16 protein-coding genes and 1 riboswitch are annotated in these 13,645 nt (G+C 60.2%); of the genes, 6 read left to right on the forward strand and 10 right to left on the reverse strand.

What is annotated here, in order from left to right:
* The first annotated feature begins 164 nt into the window (after positions 1 to 164).
* From ACYQ54_RS14555 to ACYQ54_RS14570, 4 genes are all read left to right on the forward strand, one after another.
* The gene (locus tag ACYQ54_RS14555) at positions 165 to 779 is read left to right on the forward strand and encodes a glutathione binding-like protein (protein ID WP_460083467.1); all 615 of its coding nucleotides are present in this window, start codon (positions 165 to 167) and stop codon (positions 777 to 779) included.
* Positions 776 to 1,162: a nuclear transport factor 2 family protein gene (locus ACYQ54_RS14560; protein ID WP_460083469.1), complete on the forward strand. Its 387-nt coding sequence runs from the start codon at positions 776 to 778 to the stop codon at positions 1,160 to 1,162. The genes ACYQ54_RS14555 and ACYQ54_RS14560 overlap by 4 nt, the downstream gene beginning before the upstream one ends.
* Position 1,163: 1 nt before the next feature.
* On the forward strand, positions 1,164 to 1,379 hold the full coding sequence (locus ACYQ54_RS14565; protein WP_460083470.1) for a tautomerase family protein: 216 nt from the start codon (positions 1,164 to 1,166) through the stop codon (positions 1,377 to 1,379).
* A gap of 310 nt (positions 1,380 to 1,689) precedes the next feature.
* Positions 1,690 to 2,250 carry a DUF4166 domain-containing protein gene (locus ACYQ54_RS14570; protein WP_460083472.1) on the forward strand — a complete coding sequence of 187 codons (561 nt, stop codon included), beginning with the start codon at positions 1,690 to 1,692 and terminating at the stop codon, positions 2,248 to 2,250.
* 6 nt (positions 2,251 to 2,256) lie between these two features.
* Here the strand turns inward: ACYQ54_RS14570 and tyrS are convergent, their stop codons facing one another.
* The 3 genes from tyrS to ACYQ54_RS14585 all read right to left on the reverse strand — a co-directional run bounded on the left by tyrS (position 2,257) and on the right by ACYQ54_RS14585 (position 5,060).
* Positions 2,257 to 3,534: a tyrosine--tRNA ligase gene (gene tyrS / locus ACYQ54_RS14575; protein WP_460083474.1), complete on the reverse strand. Its 1,278-nt coding sequence runs from the start codon at positions 3,532 to 3,534 to the stop codon at positions 2,257 to 2,259.
* A 399-nt stretch (positions 3,535 to 3,933) separates the two neighbouring features.
* The gene (locus ACYQ54_RS14580; RefSeq protein ID WP_460083476.1) at positions 3,934 to 4,518 is read right to left on the reverse strand and encodes a hemerythrin domain-containing protein; all 585 of its coding nucleotides are present in this window, start codon (positions 4,516 to 4,518) and stop codon (positions 3,934 to 3,936) included.
* Positions 4,519 to 4,616: 98 nt separating this feature from the next.
* Entirely contained in the window at positions 4,617 to 5,060 is a 444-nt protein-coding gene (locus ACYQ54_RS14585; RefSeq protein ID WP_460083478.1) for a MarR family winged helix-turn-helix transcriptional regulator, read from the reverse strand.
* Positions 5,061 to 5,157: 97 nt separating this feature from the next.
* On the opposite strand from ACYQ54_RS14585, the gene ACYQ54_RS14590 reads away from it, so the two are divergent.
* Positions 5,158 to 5,862 carry a glutathione S-transferase family protein gene (locus ACYQ54_RS14590; protein ID WP_460083480.1) on the forward strand — a complete coding sequence of 235 codons (705 nt, stop codon included), beginning with the start codon at positions 5,158 to 5,160 and terminating at the stop codon, positions 5,860 to 5,862.
* Between the two features lie 44 nt (positions 5,863 to 5,906).
* On the opposite strand, the gene ACYQ54_RS14595 is transcribed toward ACYQ54_RS14590, so the two are convergent.
* The gene (locus tag ACYQ54_RS14595) at positions 5,907 to 6,551 is read right to left on the reverse strand and encodes a cysteine hydrolase family protein (protein WP_460083482.1); all 645 of its coding nucleotides are present in this window, start codon (positions 6,549 to 6,551) and stop codon (positions 5,907 to 5,909) included.
* A 22-nt stretch (positions 6,552 to 6,573) separates the two neighbouring features.
* Positions 6,574 to 7,041 carry a MarR family winged helix-turn-helix transcriptional regulator gene (locus ACYQ54_RS14600; protein WP_460083484.1) on the reverse strand — a complete coding sequence of 156 codons (468 nt, stop codon included), beginning with the start codon at positions 7,039 to 7,041 and terminating at the stop codon, positions 6,574 to 6,576.
* 198 nt (positions 7,042 to 7,239) lie between these two features.
* Here ACYQ54_RS14600 and ACYQ54_RS14605 point away from each other — a divergent pair, with 198 nt between their 5' ends.
* Positions 7,240 to 8,055: a class I SAM-dependent methyltransferase gene (locus ACYQ54_RS14605; protein WP_460083486.1), complete on the forward strand. Its 816-nt coding sequence runs from the start codon at positions 7,240 to 7,242 to the stop codon at positions 8,053 to 8,055.
* Between the two features lie 65 nt (positions 8,056 to 8,120).
* Here the strand turns inward: ACYQ54_RS14605 and gcvPB are convergent, their stop codons facing one another.
* The 5 genes from gcvPB to gcvT form a co-directional block, all read right to left on the reverse strand.
* Complete coding sequence (gcvPB, locus tag ACYQ54_RS14610; protein ID WP_460083488.1) at positions 8,121 to 9,713, reverse strand: aminomethyl-transferring glycine dehydrogenase subunit GcvPB; 1,593 nt, start codon at positions 9,711 to 9,713, stop codon at positions 8,121 to 8,123.
* Positions 9,710 to 11,056 (reverse strand): aminomethyl-transferring glycine dehydrogenase subunit GcvPA, encoded by a 1,347-nt coding sequence (gcvPA, locus tag ACYQ54_RS14615; protein WP_460083490.1) that lies wholly within the window; start codon positions 11,054 to 11,056, stop codon positions 9,710 to 9,712. Before gcvPA ends, gcvPB begins: the two co-directional genes overlap by 4 nt.
* Positions 11,057 to 11,289: 233 nt before the next feature.
* Positions 11,290 to 11,775, reverse strand: a complete 486-nt coding sequence (locus tag ACYQ54_RS14620) for an OsmC family protein (protein WP_460083492.1) — start codon at positions 11,773 to 11,775, stop codon at positions 11,290 to 11,292.
* A gap of 3 nt (positions 11,776 to 11,778) precedes the next feature.
* On the reverse strand, positions 11,779 to 12,150 hold the full coding sequence (gene gcvH, locus ACYQ54_RS14625; protein WP_460083493.1) for a glycine cleavage system protein GcvH: 372 nt from the start codon (positions 12,148 to 12,150) through the stop codon (positions 11,779 to 11,781).
* A gap of 26 nt (positions 12,151 to 12,176) precedes the next feature.
* A complete protein-coding gene (gcvT, locus tag ACYQ54_RS14630; protein WP_460083495.1) occupies positions 12,177 to 13,328 on the reverse strand; it encodes a glycine cleavage system aminomethyltransferase GcvT in 1,152 nt (383 codons plus the stop codon).
* A 182-nt stretch (positions 13,329 to 13,510) separates the two neighbouring features.
* Positions 13,511 to 13,603: riboswitch (glycine riboswitch) on the reverse strand.
* Positions 13,604 to 13,645: the final 42 nt, after the last annotated feature.

Genomic DNA, 13,645 nt, shown 5'->3' on the forward strand with positions numbered 1-13,645 from the left:
CAAGGCCATGGGACCACACGATCTTCAAGGGTTCAAGGTCACGCAGGAACCATCAGGTTTCTGTACGGTAACTCGATAATTCAAGTTACCAATAGAAACCTGCTTGTCAATGGTGACTTAAAATAACACCTTCCGGGCATCGATACGAACGAAGGAGCCAATCGATGAAACTGTTCTATAAACCCGGTGCCTGTTCCATGGCTGCTCATCTCCTGCTCAATGAAGCCGGAGCCACCTACAGTCTCGAAAAAGTGGACACGACTGCGGGTCTGACCGAAACCGGAGCAGCTTACTCGCTGACAAATCCTCGCGGCTATGTACCGGCACTCCAGTTTGAAAGCGGTGACGTTCTTACCGAAAACGTCGCGATCCTGCATTGGCTCGGCGACCAATATCCGGACTTTGCCGCCGATGCAGCGGGCAAGCCGCTCGACCGGTTCCGCGTGCTGGAATTGCTCAGCTTCCTGTCCTCAGAACTGCACAAGGGGTTCAGCCCGTTCTTCTCCGGCAAGGAATTTTCTGAAGCAGAAGCAGCTGAAAACCAGACCAAGCTGAAGACCAAACTCGGCCAGTTCGATGCCTTGCTGGCCAAGGGCGGCGACTATCTTTTGGGAGATACCTTCTCAGTTGCCGACGCCTATGCCTTTGTCATCCTGAACTGGACGAACTTCATCGGCGTGTCCCTTGGCGACTGGCCGAAGACCGCCGCCTATGTCGAGCGCATTCGCACCCGCCCAGCCACCCAGAAGACCCTTCAGGAAGAAGGCCTGGCGGCATGAGCAGTGCCTTCACAGCGCTGGAAAACGTCATTTCCGACTATTTCGACGCACTTTATCACTGCGATACCGACCTTTTGCAGGCGGTGTTTCACGAGAGGGCAATCTACGCCACAGCGGACGAAACACCCCTGCTCTATCGCACGATGGCCGACTATGTGCCGGTCGTCGCTGCCCGTCAGTCGCCGGCGTCCCGGGGCGAGGAGCGCCGCGACGTCATCGACGAGATCCAGTTCGCCGGTGAGAACACGGCCTTTGCCCGGGTTCGCTGCTCGATCGGCACCAACGACTTCACCGATTTCCTGACCTTCGTGCGCGACGAAGGCCGCTGGCAAATCATGGCGAAGATTTTCGAAATCCGACCACGCAACGAAGGAGTGGCGTGACATGCCTTACGTGAATATCCAGGTGACCCGCGAAGGGGTGACGGCGGAGCAGAAAGCCAAGCTTATCAAAGGCGCGACGGACCTGCTGGTTGACGTTCTCGACAAGAACCCGGCAACCACTTTTGTGGTGATCGAGGAAGTGGCCCTTGAGAACTGGGGCGTCGGCGGCCTGCCGGTGGAAGAATACCGGGCAAGGCAGCTGCAGAAACAGGGCTGACTGGTCCAAAGGAAGCCGGGGCAAACCCGGCTTCTTTCTTTGTGGCCGCGTTGCGCTTCCCTCTTTCAGTTCCTCTCCACAGTCCGGAAAGCCCTGGACTATTCCGTTCGTCCCAAACATTCGTCATTGCAGGGCTCGGCCATGGCATGACGGAGGAAGTGGAAGGGGATGGTGGGGAAGCTAAGGTATGGGGAGGTTGAATGGTGCTCACCTGGACGTCACCAAACAAGTGCAAAGAGATTTGCAGTTGTCCAAACGATGCGAGAATGGTCTGTCTGAGAAGACACATCGACATCAAAGCAGTTCTCACATGCCCCGCACGCTTTATCAAACCATCCTCGGCCCCCAATTCGACAAGGTTCCGGCAGAAATCCGGCGGATGCACAGCTTCGCGCGGGTGGCGCGGGGCACCGCGGATGTCAGCCGGGGAAGCTCGTGGGGCGCAAGACTGATTTGCCGGCTGGTGAGGTTACCGGAAGCGCAGATAGGTGTTCCGGTCGAGACCAGCTTTGAACCTGTCGTGGGCGGCGAGCGCTGGACCCGGCGGTTTGACGGGCAGCCGTTCCGGACCGACATGATGGCCGGAATGGGTGAAGGCTATCCCTGCATGCTGGAACGCCTTGGACCGTTCCTGTTCAAGATGCGGGTAACGGCAAGCGACAAGGGCATTGACATCACCCCGGCAAAGGTTTCGCTTGGCCCCCTGCCTCTACCGCTGCGTCTTGCTCCGAGAGCGGTCGGGCGCGAGCGTGTTGTCGATGGAAGGTACAGTTTCACCGTAGAAGTGACCTTCCCGCTGATCGGGAAGGTTTTTGGTTACAACGGCCGGCTGGAACCGGCCGTTCTGATCGATGATACGGAAGCCGTCTGAGACGCTTCACTCAAACCCCACCAGAGCCTTGCGGCGTTTGCCGACGGAAACCGACAGGCGGTCATTGGCCTGAAGATCACCCGTGGCAATGCGGCGGCGCGCGTCGTCGACGATCAGGTTGTTGAGGCGGACGCCGCCCCCTTCCACCAGCCGGCGGGCTTCACCGTTGGATGCCGCGAAACCAACCGCGACCACAAGTTCCAGAACGCCGAGACCATCCGCCAGCGTTTTCAGCGGCAGACTGTGGGTCGGCTCCAGGATCTCGCCTTCACCCGCAAACAGCGCATCGCCCTGCTGCAAGGCTCCACGGGCTTCTTCCGGGCCGTGAACGATCGCTGTCACCTGGGTGGCCAGGATTTTCTTGGCTTCGTTCAACTCAGCCCCTTCCAGTTCCGCCAACCTGTCGATCTCGCTCATCGGAAGCTCGGTGAAGAGGCGCAGGAACCTGGCGACATCCGCATCGGCGGTGTTGCGCCAGAACTGCCAGAAACCGAAAGGCGACAGGTGTTCGGGATGCAGCCACACCGCCCCGGCGGCCGTCTTGCCCATCTTGGCACCGCTGGCGGTGGTCAGCAGTGGCACCGTCAGACCGTGCAGCTTGCGGCCATCGCGGCGGCCAAGCTCCACACCGTTGACGATGTTGCCCCACTGGTCGGACCCACCAACCTGAAGCGAGCAATCGTGGCGCTTTGCCAGCTCGAGGAAATCGACGGCCTGCAGCATCATGTAGCAGAACTCCAGAACCGTCAGCGGCATCTGCGCATCGAGGCGTGACTTGACGCTGTCGAAGGTCATCATGCGGTTGACGGTGAACTGGGAGCCATAATCGCGGAGGAATTCCAGGAAGCGGAATTCGTTGAGCCATTCCGCATTGTCGACCAGCAAAGCCCCATCTTCGCCTTCCATGTCGACGAGCCGTTCGACGGATCGCCGTATGGTCGCGATGTTGGCCGCGATCTGGCGTTCTTCCAGCATCGGCCGCGCATCCTTGCGGAAGCTCGGATCGCCGATCTGGCTGGTGCCGCCACCGAGCACGACGATGGGACGATGGCCGAGCTTCTGCAGCCAACGCATGGTCATCAGCGGCATCAGGTGGCCGACATGAAGGCTGGCGGCCGTGGCATCAAACCCGGCGTATGCGGTGATCGGCCCCTGCGACAGGGTCTGGTCGAGTGCCTCGATATCCGTGCACTGATGCACGAGGCCGCGTTCCAGAAGCACTGCAAGTGCTTCCGATTTGAGTTTTGTCGCCGGTTTTCCGGCTTCGATCATATGTCTGGTCATTTTTCGCTTCCTGGTTCCCCCGCCAGGAAGCTCGGGTCTCTAGAAACCAAAAAGCCGCCTGACGCGGCGGCTTTTGAGGTGTCTATGGGGTGAACAAGATCCTACGCAGCCGCCGGTATGTCGGTGACGTAATAAAAATACACGAAGGATGCGCTCATCTTGGTCATGCCATTTTAAATGCGTTAGGCCGGGAAAAGAGTCAAGCCTGTTGTTTCACGATGCAGCGGCGATATCAAATTACCAGACCCGCCGTTTCTCCAGGGCAACACCGCACGTACCACCCTCCCCTCTTGTGGGGAAGATGTCCGTGAAACGGACAGAGGGGTCCGTGAAACGGACAGAGGGGTCCGTAACTCCACATAACAACGTGTGCATTCTACGCCGGACTGATACCCACCTCTACGACAGCCCCAGCTTCCTCTCACCGCGATCCAGGATCACCGGCACGATCAGGTCTTCCTCATCGTCCAGATGGCGCATCAGGCCGGAAATCAGGGTGTCACTGACACCGGCGAAACTGTCGGCTGCGCGGCGGATGGCGTCCCGGTCTTTTGTCTGCAGTTGTCCGAACAGCTTGTTGGCGCTCCTGATCACCGCCTCGATGCGGTGGTGGATCAGCTCATGATCGCCTTCCAGCAGCTCGAATCCATCCACAAGGCGCTTTTCGGCCTCCATGAAGACCGGGAAATAGTGCTGATCCTCGATCATGTGATGGTGATGCAGCTCGCTAAGGAACTGCTGCAGGCGCGGCGCGAACAGGTTGCCAAACCGGTTTACCGGAATCTTTTGTTCGCGAAAGTCAGTCAGGATGGTGTCCAGATCACCGCCGAGCTGACGAAAGCCGTTGTGCCGGGCGAGCCAGAATTCGGTCAAGGGCCCCAGGTTCCGGTGACCCGGCCAGTCTTCGCGCGGATGTTCTTTCAGAAGGAACAGCCATTCCTGCGGAAGTCCGGTCCGTTCGTCCAGGTTGGTGCTGTCGGTCATGGCAATCAGAGTCCGGTCATTAAGAGGTTTTGCCGACCTTATACGCATGTTTTGGCGTGTCATGGGGAAACAGTGTGTTCACTCCCCGGGAACAGATGTCACCGCACAAGCTTGCCCAGCACGTCCCAGAGCGCCTCGGTGTCCCCCGGCTCCAGAAGCCTTGTGAATTCGGCGTCCACCGCTGCCCGGTAACAGGGCCACATGGCCTTCAAAAGCACTTCACCTTCCTGGGTCAGACGTACCGAAACACCCCTGCCGTCTTCCGGGCTCTTCAGCTTTTCGATGTAACCCGCGACCGCCAGGCGGTCGAGCAGACGCGAGACATTGTATTGCGCCAGCAGCATCCGCTTTTCGATTTCAACCGGTCGCAGGGTCCCGTCCTGCGCCCGGCTCAGCTCCAGCAGCACATCGTACCAGCCGAGTGGCGGGAACCCGGCCGCCTTCAGGCGCGCCTCGACCCTTGCCAGAACAGCGCCGCTTGCCCGCTGAAGACGGGCCCAGGCGTCGATGGCAGCAGGCGGTGTTTGCGTGGTGTTGGTCATGAACGAGAGATAGAAAATTTATGCAACTGCATCAATCTTGATTTTTCATGCAACTGCATTCATTTTAATGCAAGTGCATGAAAAGGAGTTTCCCCGGATGCCAGATACCCTCACCCTGATCAGTCATGCGCTTTGCCCTTATGTGCAGCGCGCAGCGATCGTCCTTCATGAAAAGAATGTGCCGTTTGAAAGGGTCACTATCGACCTTGCCGACAAGCCGGACTGGTTCCGTGCGGCCTCCCCACTCGGCAAGGTGCCGCTGCTGAAACTGGACGGCGAGCGCTATCTCTTCGAGTCCGCCCCGATCGTTGAATTTCTGGACGAGACCGAGGGTAGCCGGCTGCATCCGGAAGACCCTGCAGACCGCGCCCGGCACCGGGCCTATATCGAATTTGCCTCGCAGATCCTGAACGGGATCGGTGCGCTCTACAACGCCAGGGACGACACCGGGTTTTACACCGCCAGCGAAGCGCTGCGCGCAAAGTTCCGTCACCTGGAAGGCGAACTCGATCCGGACGGTCCGTTCTTCGCCGGCCCATCCTTTTCGCTGGTCGATGCGGCTTTTGCGCCGGTCTTCCGCTATTTCGATGTCTTTGAGACGTTTGTCGAACTCGGGACGTTTGACACGTTTGACCGGGTCCAGGCCTGGCGCGAGTGCCTCAAGGCAAGATCTTCGGTACAGGATGCGGTCTCCGCGGACTATCCCGCGCTTCTGATCGCCTTTCTGCAAAAGCGAGACAGCTGGATATCCCAGCTGCTGGATTTGCGCAGCCGGGAGAGATCACTCCAGGCTGCACAATAAAAAGCCCTGCAGCGCAGCCGGACAAAGCGTCGGCTGCGCCCGCCTCAGGCGAAGGCTGCCCCGAGTTTACCCAACTCGCCTTTGAGGTCCGTCCATCTGTCCGGTGTGGTTGTCAGCGTCGCCGGTTCCCGGATTTCCACGTCATACCCCCGGTTCAACGCACCCTTTGCGGTCAACTGAACGCAATGACAGGCATCAAGACCGACCAGGACTAGCCGCCCGATCCGCTTTTCCTCAAGCCAGGCTTCGAATTGCGGACTGGAGAAACTGTCACCGATCGATTTCTCGAAGACCGGAGCGTTGCCGACAGCAAGCGTCCGGTCGAGTTTCAAACCGTCTCGCCCCGGTGTGCCGATACCGCCCGCCGACATCTTCATGGCCGCGATCACCGGCCAGTCGCGGAAGACATTCTTGACAAAAGCGACCTGGTGGCCTGCCATCCGATGCGCTTCCACCTGGCGCCCTATTTCGGCAAGCACGGCGTCTCTCTGGCCTGGGTCAAAAGCGTGTTTGCCGACGTTCCTGGTGAAGTCCTCCTGCACGTCGATCACCACCAGAGCCGTGCCTGGCCGCAGTGTCCTGTCGATACTTGCGCCTTTTGTCGGCGTTCCCAGCCGCCGCAGGCAATAGACGATATAGGCAACAACGCCCGCGGTGCAGAGCCCGATCGCAATCCAGATACCGGTCATCCGACCTCTCCTGTTCTTGAAATTATTCCAGTGCCTTGGGCCGGTCCGGGTCGTCCTCGAACGCGGCGAAATGATCTAGCATTGTGCATAGGACCCGCTGGGTGGAGCGCAGATCCTCGTCCGAAAAAAGCTCGCAGACTGTCTCAATTTCATCGGTCTCCCGCGCCCTGATTTCGCCGAACCGGTCGTGTCCGCCTTCGCTCAGCGTGAACAATGGCGATCGCTTGTGCGCCGGATTGGGTCGGCGCTCGACCAGGCCCTGCTCTTCCAGGGCATTTATCAGAAGCTGGATCTGTTGGCGGGCGAGAAACAGGGCCCGCCCGATCTCGGGCACGGCCAAGGGACCTGCCTCCTCCAGCACTTCCATGACCGCACGCATGCCGACGGTCACCTCGGTTCCTTCCAGTTTCGCCTCCACCGCCCGCGCGAGACGGCGGTGAACGGGGCGTATCAGACGGATGATTTCGTAAAGCTCTGCGGACTTTTTCATGGGCACCTCATTTGACAAGTTTTATGTCATTTTGACATTATTGTTGTCAATTTGATTTTTGAGGTTTTGAGGCCACCCGTCACACAGCGAGCCGGAGACTGGCAGGCGGAACGCGCGATCCAGACGAAAACAGGGCTCCGTGCCTTACGGTGGTTTTAGGCCTATACTGCCTTACCCGTTCGCAGACCGGAGCAAACCATGAGCAACCAGGAAAGCGTCCCCCGAAACGGAACATTTGCCGAGCGATACGACAGTGTCATGGTGCCGGTGATCTTTCAGCCCTGGGCACGAGAGTTGCTTCGACGACAACCTCCCCAGCAAGGTGACCGGATCCTGGACCTTGCATGCGGCACCGGAGCGGTGACCCGCGAAATAGCGAGCCATGGAACCGGGTTCGCAAAACTGGCCGGTGTCGACATGAGCGCAGACATGCTGGCCGTTGCGGCCACCAAAGCAGACGAAATCGGGATAAAAGCCGAATGGTTCGAAGCGGACGCCGGCAATCTGCCTTTCCCGGACGCCAACTTTGACCTGGCTTACTGCCAGCAGGCCCTGCAGTTTTTCCCGGATCGTGTTGCAGCCCTGCGCGAACTTCATCGTGTTCTGGCACGCGGCGGCCGCGTCGCCTTCTGCGTTTCCCGCGGCCTATCCGAGAACCCCTTGCTGATGGCGCAGGCAACCGCATTGGAAAAACACGTCGGCGCAGAGGCTGGAGCAGCCGTTCGTGCGATCTGCCAGCTCTCCGACCCTGAAGAAATCCGGGCGAATTTTGAAGCTGCCGGGTTTCAGGATATCCGGCTGGAGACGGTGTCGCTCACGCTGCATCACCCGGATGGCCGTGCTTACGCCGAAGGGGCCATGGGCGGCATGCATACCGGAGACAAGCTGTCCCGCCTTTCCGAGGAAGAAAGAAACGCCTGCTTCAATGATTTCCTGACAGCAGTCGGCAGCTGTTTTGACGGGAAAGCCATCCGCTTTCCTCACGTCTCCAACGTGGTGACTGCACACACCTGAATGCCGGGAAACAAAAACCCCGGCCGAAGCCGGGGTTTTCAAGCTTTTACAGATCGTCCGGGACATTACTCCGCGGCGGCCGGGGTTACTTCAGCCGGAGCCGGTTCGGTCCATTTCAGGACCGGCTTGCGGGCGGCGCCCGTTTCGTCCAGACGGCGGCGCGGAGCGAGATACGGCGCGCCGGAGAAACGTTCCGTTTCGCCGCGCTTGGCACTCATGACGAGGTCGCGCATGGTGGCGACGAAGAGGTCCAGTGCAGCCCGGCTTTCCGACTCCGTCGGCTCGATCAGCATCGCGCCATGAACGACCAGCGGGAAATACATGGTCATCGGATGATAGCCTTCGTCGATCATCGCCTTGGCGAAGTCGAGCGTGGTGACACCGGTATCCTTCAGGAAGCTGTCGTCGAACAGCACTTCGTGCATGCAAGGACGCTCGCCAAAAGGCAGGCTCATCAGGTCCTGCAGGCCGACGCGGACATAGTTCGCGTTCAGCACCGCATCTTCCGACGCTTGCCGCAGGCCGTCGGACCCGTGGCTCATCATGTAGGACAGAGCCCGCACGTACATGCCCATCTGGCCGTGGAAGGCGGTCATGCGGCCGAAGGGCTGCTCACCGTCTTTGGTGCCAGCTTCGGTTTCGACCAGCTCAAGGCCCTTGTCCGTCTTGCGGATGAACGGCAGCGGCGCAAAGGGTGCCAGACGCTCGGACAGGACCACAGGACCGGAACCCGGACCACCACCGCCATGGGGCGTGGAAAAGGTCTTGTGCAGGTTGATGTGCATGGCGTCGACACCAAGATCCCCCGGCCGGGCCTTGCCCACGATGGCGTTGAAGTTGGCGCCATCGCAGTAGAAATAGGCGTCCGCCTTGTGGATCAGGTCGGCAATCTGCTTCACTTCCCGTTCGAACAGCCCGCAGGTGTTCGGGTTGGTCAGCATGATGCCGGCAATATTGCCCTCGTGCTCGGCAATGGTCTTCTTCAAGGCATCCAGATCGACGGTCCCGTCGTCCTTGGCATCGATATTGACCACCTTGTAGCCGAGCAGCGCTGCCGTTGCCGGGTTGGTGCCGTGGGCACTTTCCGGCACCAGCACGATCTTCGGATCGCGACCGGCCGCCGTATGGGCCGCCTTGATCGCCATCATGCCGCACAGTTCGCCGTGGGCACCCGCCTTCGGGCTCATCGCGACGGCAGAGGTGTTGGTGGAGACCATCAGCCAGTGAGCAAGCGCATCGATCAGTTCCAGCGCACCGGGCACGGAGGAGACCGGCTGCAGAGGATGGATGTCTGCGAACCCAGGCAGACGGGCCATCTTCTCGTTGAGACGCGGATTGTGCTTCATGGTGCACGACCCGAGCGGATAGAGACCGCTGTCGATGGCGTAGTTGTTCCGCGACAGGCGCACGTAGTGGCGCATCGCTTCCGGTTCGGCGAGGCCAGGCAGGCCAATCTCGGCCTTGCGCTCGAAGCCGCCAAGCTCGAAGTCGGCGCCTTCATCCTCGTCGAGGTCGACACCGGTGGTTTCCAGCGAGCCGAATTCGAAGATCAGCGGCTCTTCCATGTCGAGACCGCGGTTGCCGGTGAAGGTCTTCGGACGGAAGGTTTCTCCAGCTTCACCCGCTGCGGTCGGGCGACCTTGCGTGTTCATGCTCATGCCAGCACCTCCTTCAGCGCGTCCGCAAAGGCCGCGCGGTCTTCATCCGTGTTGACTTCGGTCGATGCGACGACCAGCAGGTTCGCGAGATCCTTGTTGCCCGGTTCCAGACGCGAAACCGGCAGGCCTGCGAGAACGCCGCGTTCTGCCAATTGTTCGACTACATCCTCGGCCACTTTCGGCAGGGCAATGGTGAACTCGTTGAAATAGGCCGAGTTCAGAACCTCGACGCCATGCACACCGGCAAGAAGCTTCTTCAGCTTCACCGCATTGCCGTGGTTGATGCGGGCCAGCCTGGTCAACCCCGCCTGCCCCAGCAGGGACATGTGAATGGTGAAGGCAAGACAGCAAAGCCCCGAGTTGGTGCAAATGTTCGACGTTGCCTTGTCGCGGCGGATATGCTGCTCGCGGGTCGACAGCGTCAGCACGAAGCCACGCTTGCCTTCCGCATCTACCGTCTCGCCGCAGAGCCGGCCCGGCATCTGGCGGACGTATTGCTGACGGGTGGCGAAGAGGCCGACATAAGGGCCGCCGAAATTGAGGCCGTTGCCGATGGACTGACCTTCGCCAACCACGATATCAGCACCTTGCGTTCCCGGAGGCTCGATCAGGCCGAGTGAGACCACTTCGGTAAAGACCGCAATCAGCAGCGCCTTGTGCTGATGCGCCTTTTCGGCAATCGGCTTCAGGTCGATAAGCTGGCCATAGAACGACGGCGACTGGACGACGACGCAGGACGTCTCGTCATCGATCTGGGACAGGATGTCTTCCGTGCCCGTCGGGTCGGCCGGCAGACTGACGACGCGGTCGCCAGCCATGTTCGACAGGCCCTCGACGACCGCACGGTATTGCGGATGCAATCCACCGGAGAGCACCGCCTTGTTTCGCTTGGTCACCCGGTGCGCCATCAGCACGGCTTCGCCGGTGCCGGTGGAGCCGTCATACATGGAGGCGTTGGCGACATCCATGGCCGTGAGGCGTGCAACCTGGGACTGGAATTCAAACAGATACTGCAGCGTACCCTGCGTGATTTCCGGCTGATAGGGCGTGTAGGAGGTCAGGAACTCCGAACGCTGGATCAGGTGATCGACCGTTGCCGGCACGTGATGCTTGTAGGCACCGGCGCCAACGAAGAACGGTACCGAACCGGCAGCCGTATTCCTGGAGGCCATGGCGGAGAGTTTGCGTTCCACTTCCATTTCGCTGGCGCGTTTGGGAAGGTCCAGCAGGCCCTTCATACGGACGTCTTCGGGAATATCCGCAAAGAGGTCGTCAACAGAATTGACGCCGATCCGCGCGAGCATGTCGCTGCGGTCGGTATCGGTCAAAGGCAGGTAGCGCATCAGGCAGCTCCCAAGGGTTTGATCAAAAATCGGACCGGCATCATCCACGTTCTCATTTCACCATCCCCCGGGGGACGGAGTGAGGCCCGGAACCCGAAGCCTGCAAGCTCTCGAATACGGGCTTCCCGATCCCGGTTTGGCGCGATGGCACCGTCCGGGAGGTCGGAAGAGAGGATTTGTTACCATCCAGAACATGGAATCGGCCCCGACACGGTGCGGCCGATTCCGGGAAGTCACGGTGCGACGAGACGGAGCGGCTCGGGCTCCACCACGATTTCACACTTCACGGAGTTGGCGATGAAACAGACGTCATGCGCCTTTTCATGCAGATCTGTCAGCCAGGTCGGGTCCGGATCTTCCGCCGCAACCAATGAGATTGCGGGCCGCAGCACCACTTTCGTGATGGCCATCCTGCCCCGTGCCACACGGCTCATTTCGCCCTGGGCACGGTCGCTGTAGCTGGCGACAACGAAGTTTGCCCGCCGTGCAAGGTCCAGAAAGGACATCATGTGGCAGGACGAGATAGCTGCGACGAAGGCCTCTTCCGGATCGACGGCGGCTTCGATGGAATATGGCAGGGGTACCACCGTGGGCGATGCGCTTGCCGGGATCTCCAGACCGCCGTCAAAACGCCAGATATGCCCTCTGGAATAGGCGTTAGCGGCGTAGTCACCGTCGCAAGCCCATTCCACCTGTGCCGTGTAGTAGTGCCCCGCCATGAATTACAAAGTCCCCACGTATGCCTTGTAGGCTGCCTCGTCCATGAGGTCGGACAGCTGATCCGCGTTGCCGACAGTCATCTTGATGAACCAGGCAGCGCCTTCGGGATCTTCGTTGACCTTGGCCGGTTCGTCCACCAGCGCATCATTTGCCTCGACAACTTCGCCGTCGATCGGTGCGTAGACTTCACTGGCGGCCTTGACGGATTCCACAACGGCGGCTTCGTCGCCCTGGGACAGCGCCTTTCCGGCTTCCGGCAATTCGACATAAACGACGTCGCCGAGCTGCTCCTGTGCGTAGGAGGTGATGCCGATGGTGGCATTACCGCCGTCTACAGCGATCCACTCGTGGTCCTTGGAGTAATAGGTGGTCATGTTGTGCGTCCGTTATCTGGAAAGATTTATGCTTTGGGTTTGCGGTAATAGCGGTTCGGAACAAACGGCATGTCCGCAACGGTGGCGGGCAGGCGCTTGCCTCTGACGATCAATTCAAGCGGCGTGCCAGTTTCGGAATGCTCCGCCGGGACATAGCCCATGGCAATCGGGGCGCCCACGGTCGGCGCGAAGCCGCCGGATGTCACGGTGCCGATCACCGGCCCGTCTGGCAGCGCTATCTCGGCCCCTTCGCGCGCGGGTGCCTTGCCATCAAGGCGCAGACCGACGCGGACACGACCCGGTCCGTTTTCGAGTTCACCCTGAATGCGTTCGGCACCCGGAAAACCACCTTCTTCGCGGCGTCGTTTCTGCATGCAGAAGGTAATGGCGCCTTCAACGGGAGACGTCATCTCGTCAATGTCATGGCCATAAAGGCAGAGACCTGCCTCGAGGCGCAGGCTGTCGCGGGCCCCAAGGCCAATCGCCCCGACCCTGTCGTCAGCCAGCAGCGCACGGGCAATTGCTTCGGCAGCTCCGGCAGGTACGGACATCTCGACGCCATCCTCGCCGGTATAGCCGGCACGGGCGACGTGGCAGTCTATCCCGTCGAACTCCATCGGCGCGGCGGCCATGAAGCCGAGGTCTGCGGCCTGCGGCGCGTGAGCTGCGACAGCAGCCACGGCTTCCGGCCCCTGAACCGCAATCAGTGCACGATCCTCGATCACTTCAAGGGTCACGTTTTCAGGCAATCTGTCGCGGAAATGTGCGTAGTCGACATCCTTGCGGGAGGCATTGACCACCAGCATCAGCTTTCCGTCTTCAGCTTCGGAAAGCGGCCGGGTGACCATCAGATCGTCGATGATGCCACCTTCGTCATTGAGCAGCACCGTGTAGCGCTGGCGGCCGTGGCCAAGCTCGACGAAATTGGACGGGGTCAGCGTTTCCAGCGCCCGGGCAGTGGTTTCGTGATCGGGACCGATCAACACTGCCTGGCCCATGTGGGAAACATCAAAAAGGCCGGCCTTCGTGCGTGTCTGCTGGTGCTCGGCCATGATGCCGGCCTTGTACTGCACGGGCATGGAGTAACCCGCAAAGGGCACCATGCGTGCACCCAGTTCCACATGAAGGTCGTGTAGAGGCGTTTGTTTCAGATCGGCATCTGCAACGGTTTCCGCCATGAACGGTCCTCGTATTCGGGGTTGCGCAGTCCCGAACCGGCCCGAGCGGGTCCTGATCCGTCTGCACCCCCTCTGTCCGAGTACCTGAGAGATTTCCCGTCCGGCACCCGTGGTGCCTTCCGGTTACTCCTTCGGTGAGCAGTCCACAAACCCAATTGCGGAGCACTGCTTTCCAGAGCGTTGCAGTTCATGCGGTCCTTCTGCCTGAGAGTTTCCGGGGCGGTTGCTCCTTCGGCGCCAGGATCCTTTCACCCGGCCTCTCCCGCACAAACATTGACGTGTTTCCACGCCAACCGGGGGACGACCCCGATTGGGGC

Source organism: Roseibium sp. LAB1 (assembly GCF_054658235.1).

Coding starts and splice junctions, on each gene's coding strand:
- ACYQ54_RS14555 (WP_460083467.1), top strand. CDS start 165: ATGAAACTGTTCTATAAACCCGGTGCCTGTTCCATGGCTGCTCATCTC.
- tyrS (WP_460083474.1), bottom strand. CDS start 3,534: ATGACCAGACATATGATCGAAGCCGGAAAACCGGCGACAAAACTCAAA.
- ACYQ54_RS14565 (WP_460083470.1), top strand. CDS start 1,164: ATGCCTTACGTGAATATCCAGGTGACCCGCGAAGGGGTGACGGCGGAG.
- gcvH (WP_460083493.1), bottom strand. CDS start 12,150: ATGACCACCTATTACTCCAAGGACCACGAGTGGATCGCTGTAGACGGC.
- ACYQ54_RS14620 (WP_460083492.1), bottom strand. CDS start 11,775: ATGGCGGGGCACTACTACACGGCACAGGTGGAATGGGCTTGCGACGGT.
- ACYQ54_RS14580 (WP_460083476.1), bottom strand. CDS start 4,518: ATGACCGACAGCACCAACCTGGACGAACGGACCGGACTTCCGCAGGAA.
- ACYQ54_RS14585 (WP_460083478.1), bottom strand. CDS start 5,060: ATGACCAACACCACGCAAACACCGCCTGCTGCCATCGACGCCTGGGCC.
- ACYQ54_RS14560 (WP_460083469.1), top strand. CDS start 776: ATGAGCAGTGCCTTCACAGCGCTGGAAAACGTCATTTCCGACTATTTC.
- ACYQ54_RS14570 (WP_460083472.1), top strand. CDS start 1,690: ATGCCCCGCACGCTTTATCAAACCATCCTCGGCCCCCAATTCGACAAG.
- gcvPA (WP_460083490.1), bottom strand. CDS start 11,056: ATGCGCTACCTGCCTTTGACCGATACCGACCGCAGCGACATGCTCGCG.
- ACYQ54_RS14595 (WP_460083482.1), bottom strand. CDS start 6,551: ATGACCGGTATCTGGATTGCGATCGGGCTCTGCACCGCGGGCGTTGTT.
- gcvT (WP_460083495.1), bottom strand. CDS start 13,328: ATGGCGGAAACCGTTGCAGATGCCGATCTGAAACAAACGCCTCTACAC.
- ACYQ54_RS14590 (WP_460083480.1), top strand. CDS start 5,158: ATGCCAGATACCCTCACCCTGATCAGTCATGCGCTTTGCCCTTATGTG.
- ACYQ54_RS14605 (WP_460083486.1), top strand. CDS start 7,240: ATGAGCAACCAGGAAAGCGTCCCCCGAAACGGAACATTTGCCGAGCGA.
- ACYQ54_RS14600 (WP_460083484.1), bottom strand. CDS start 7,041: ATGAAAAAGTCCGCAGAGCTTTACGAAATCATCCGTCTGATACGCCCC.
- gcvPB (WP_460083488.1), bottom strand. CDS start 9,713: ATGAGCATGAACACGCAAGGTCGCCCGACCGCAGCGGGTGAAGCTGGA.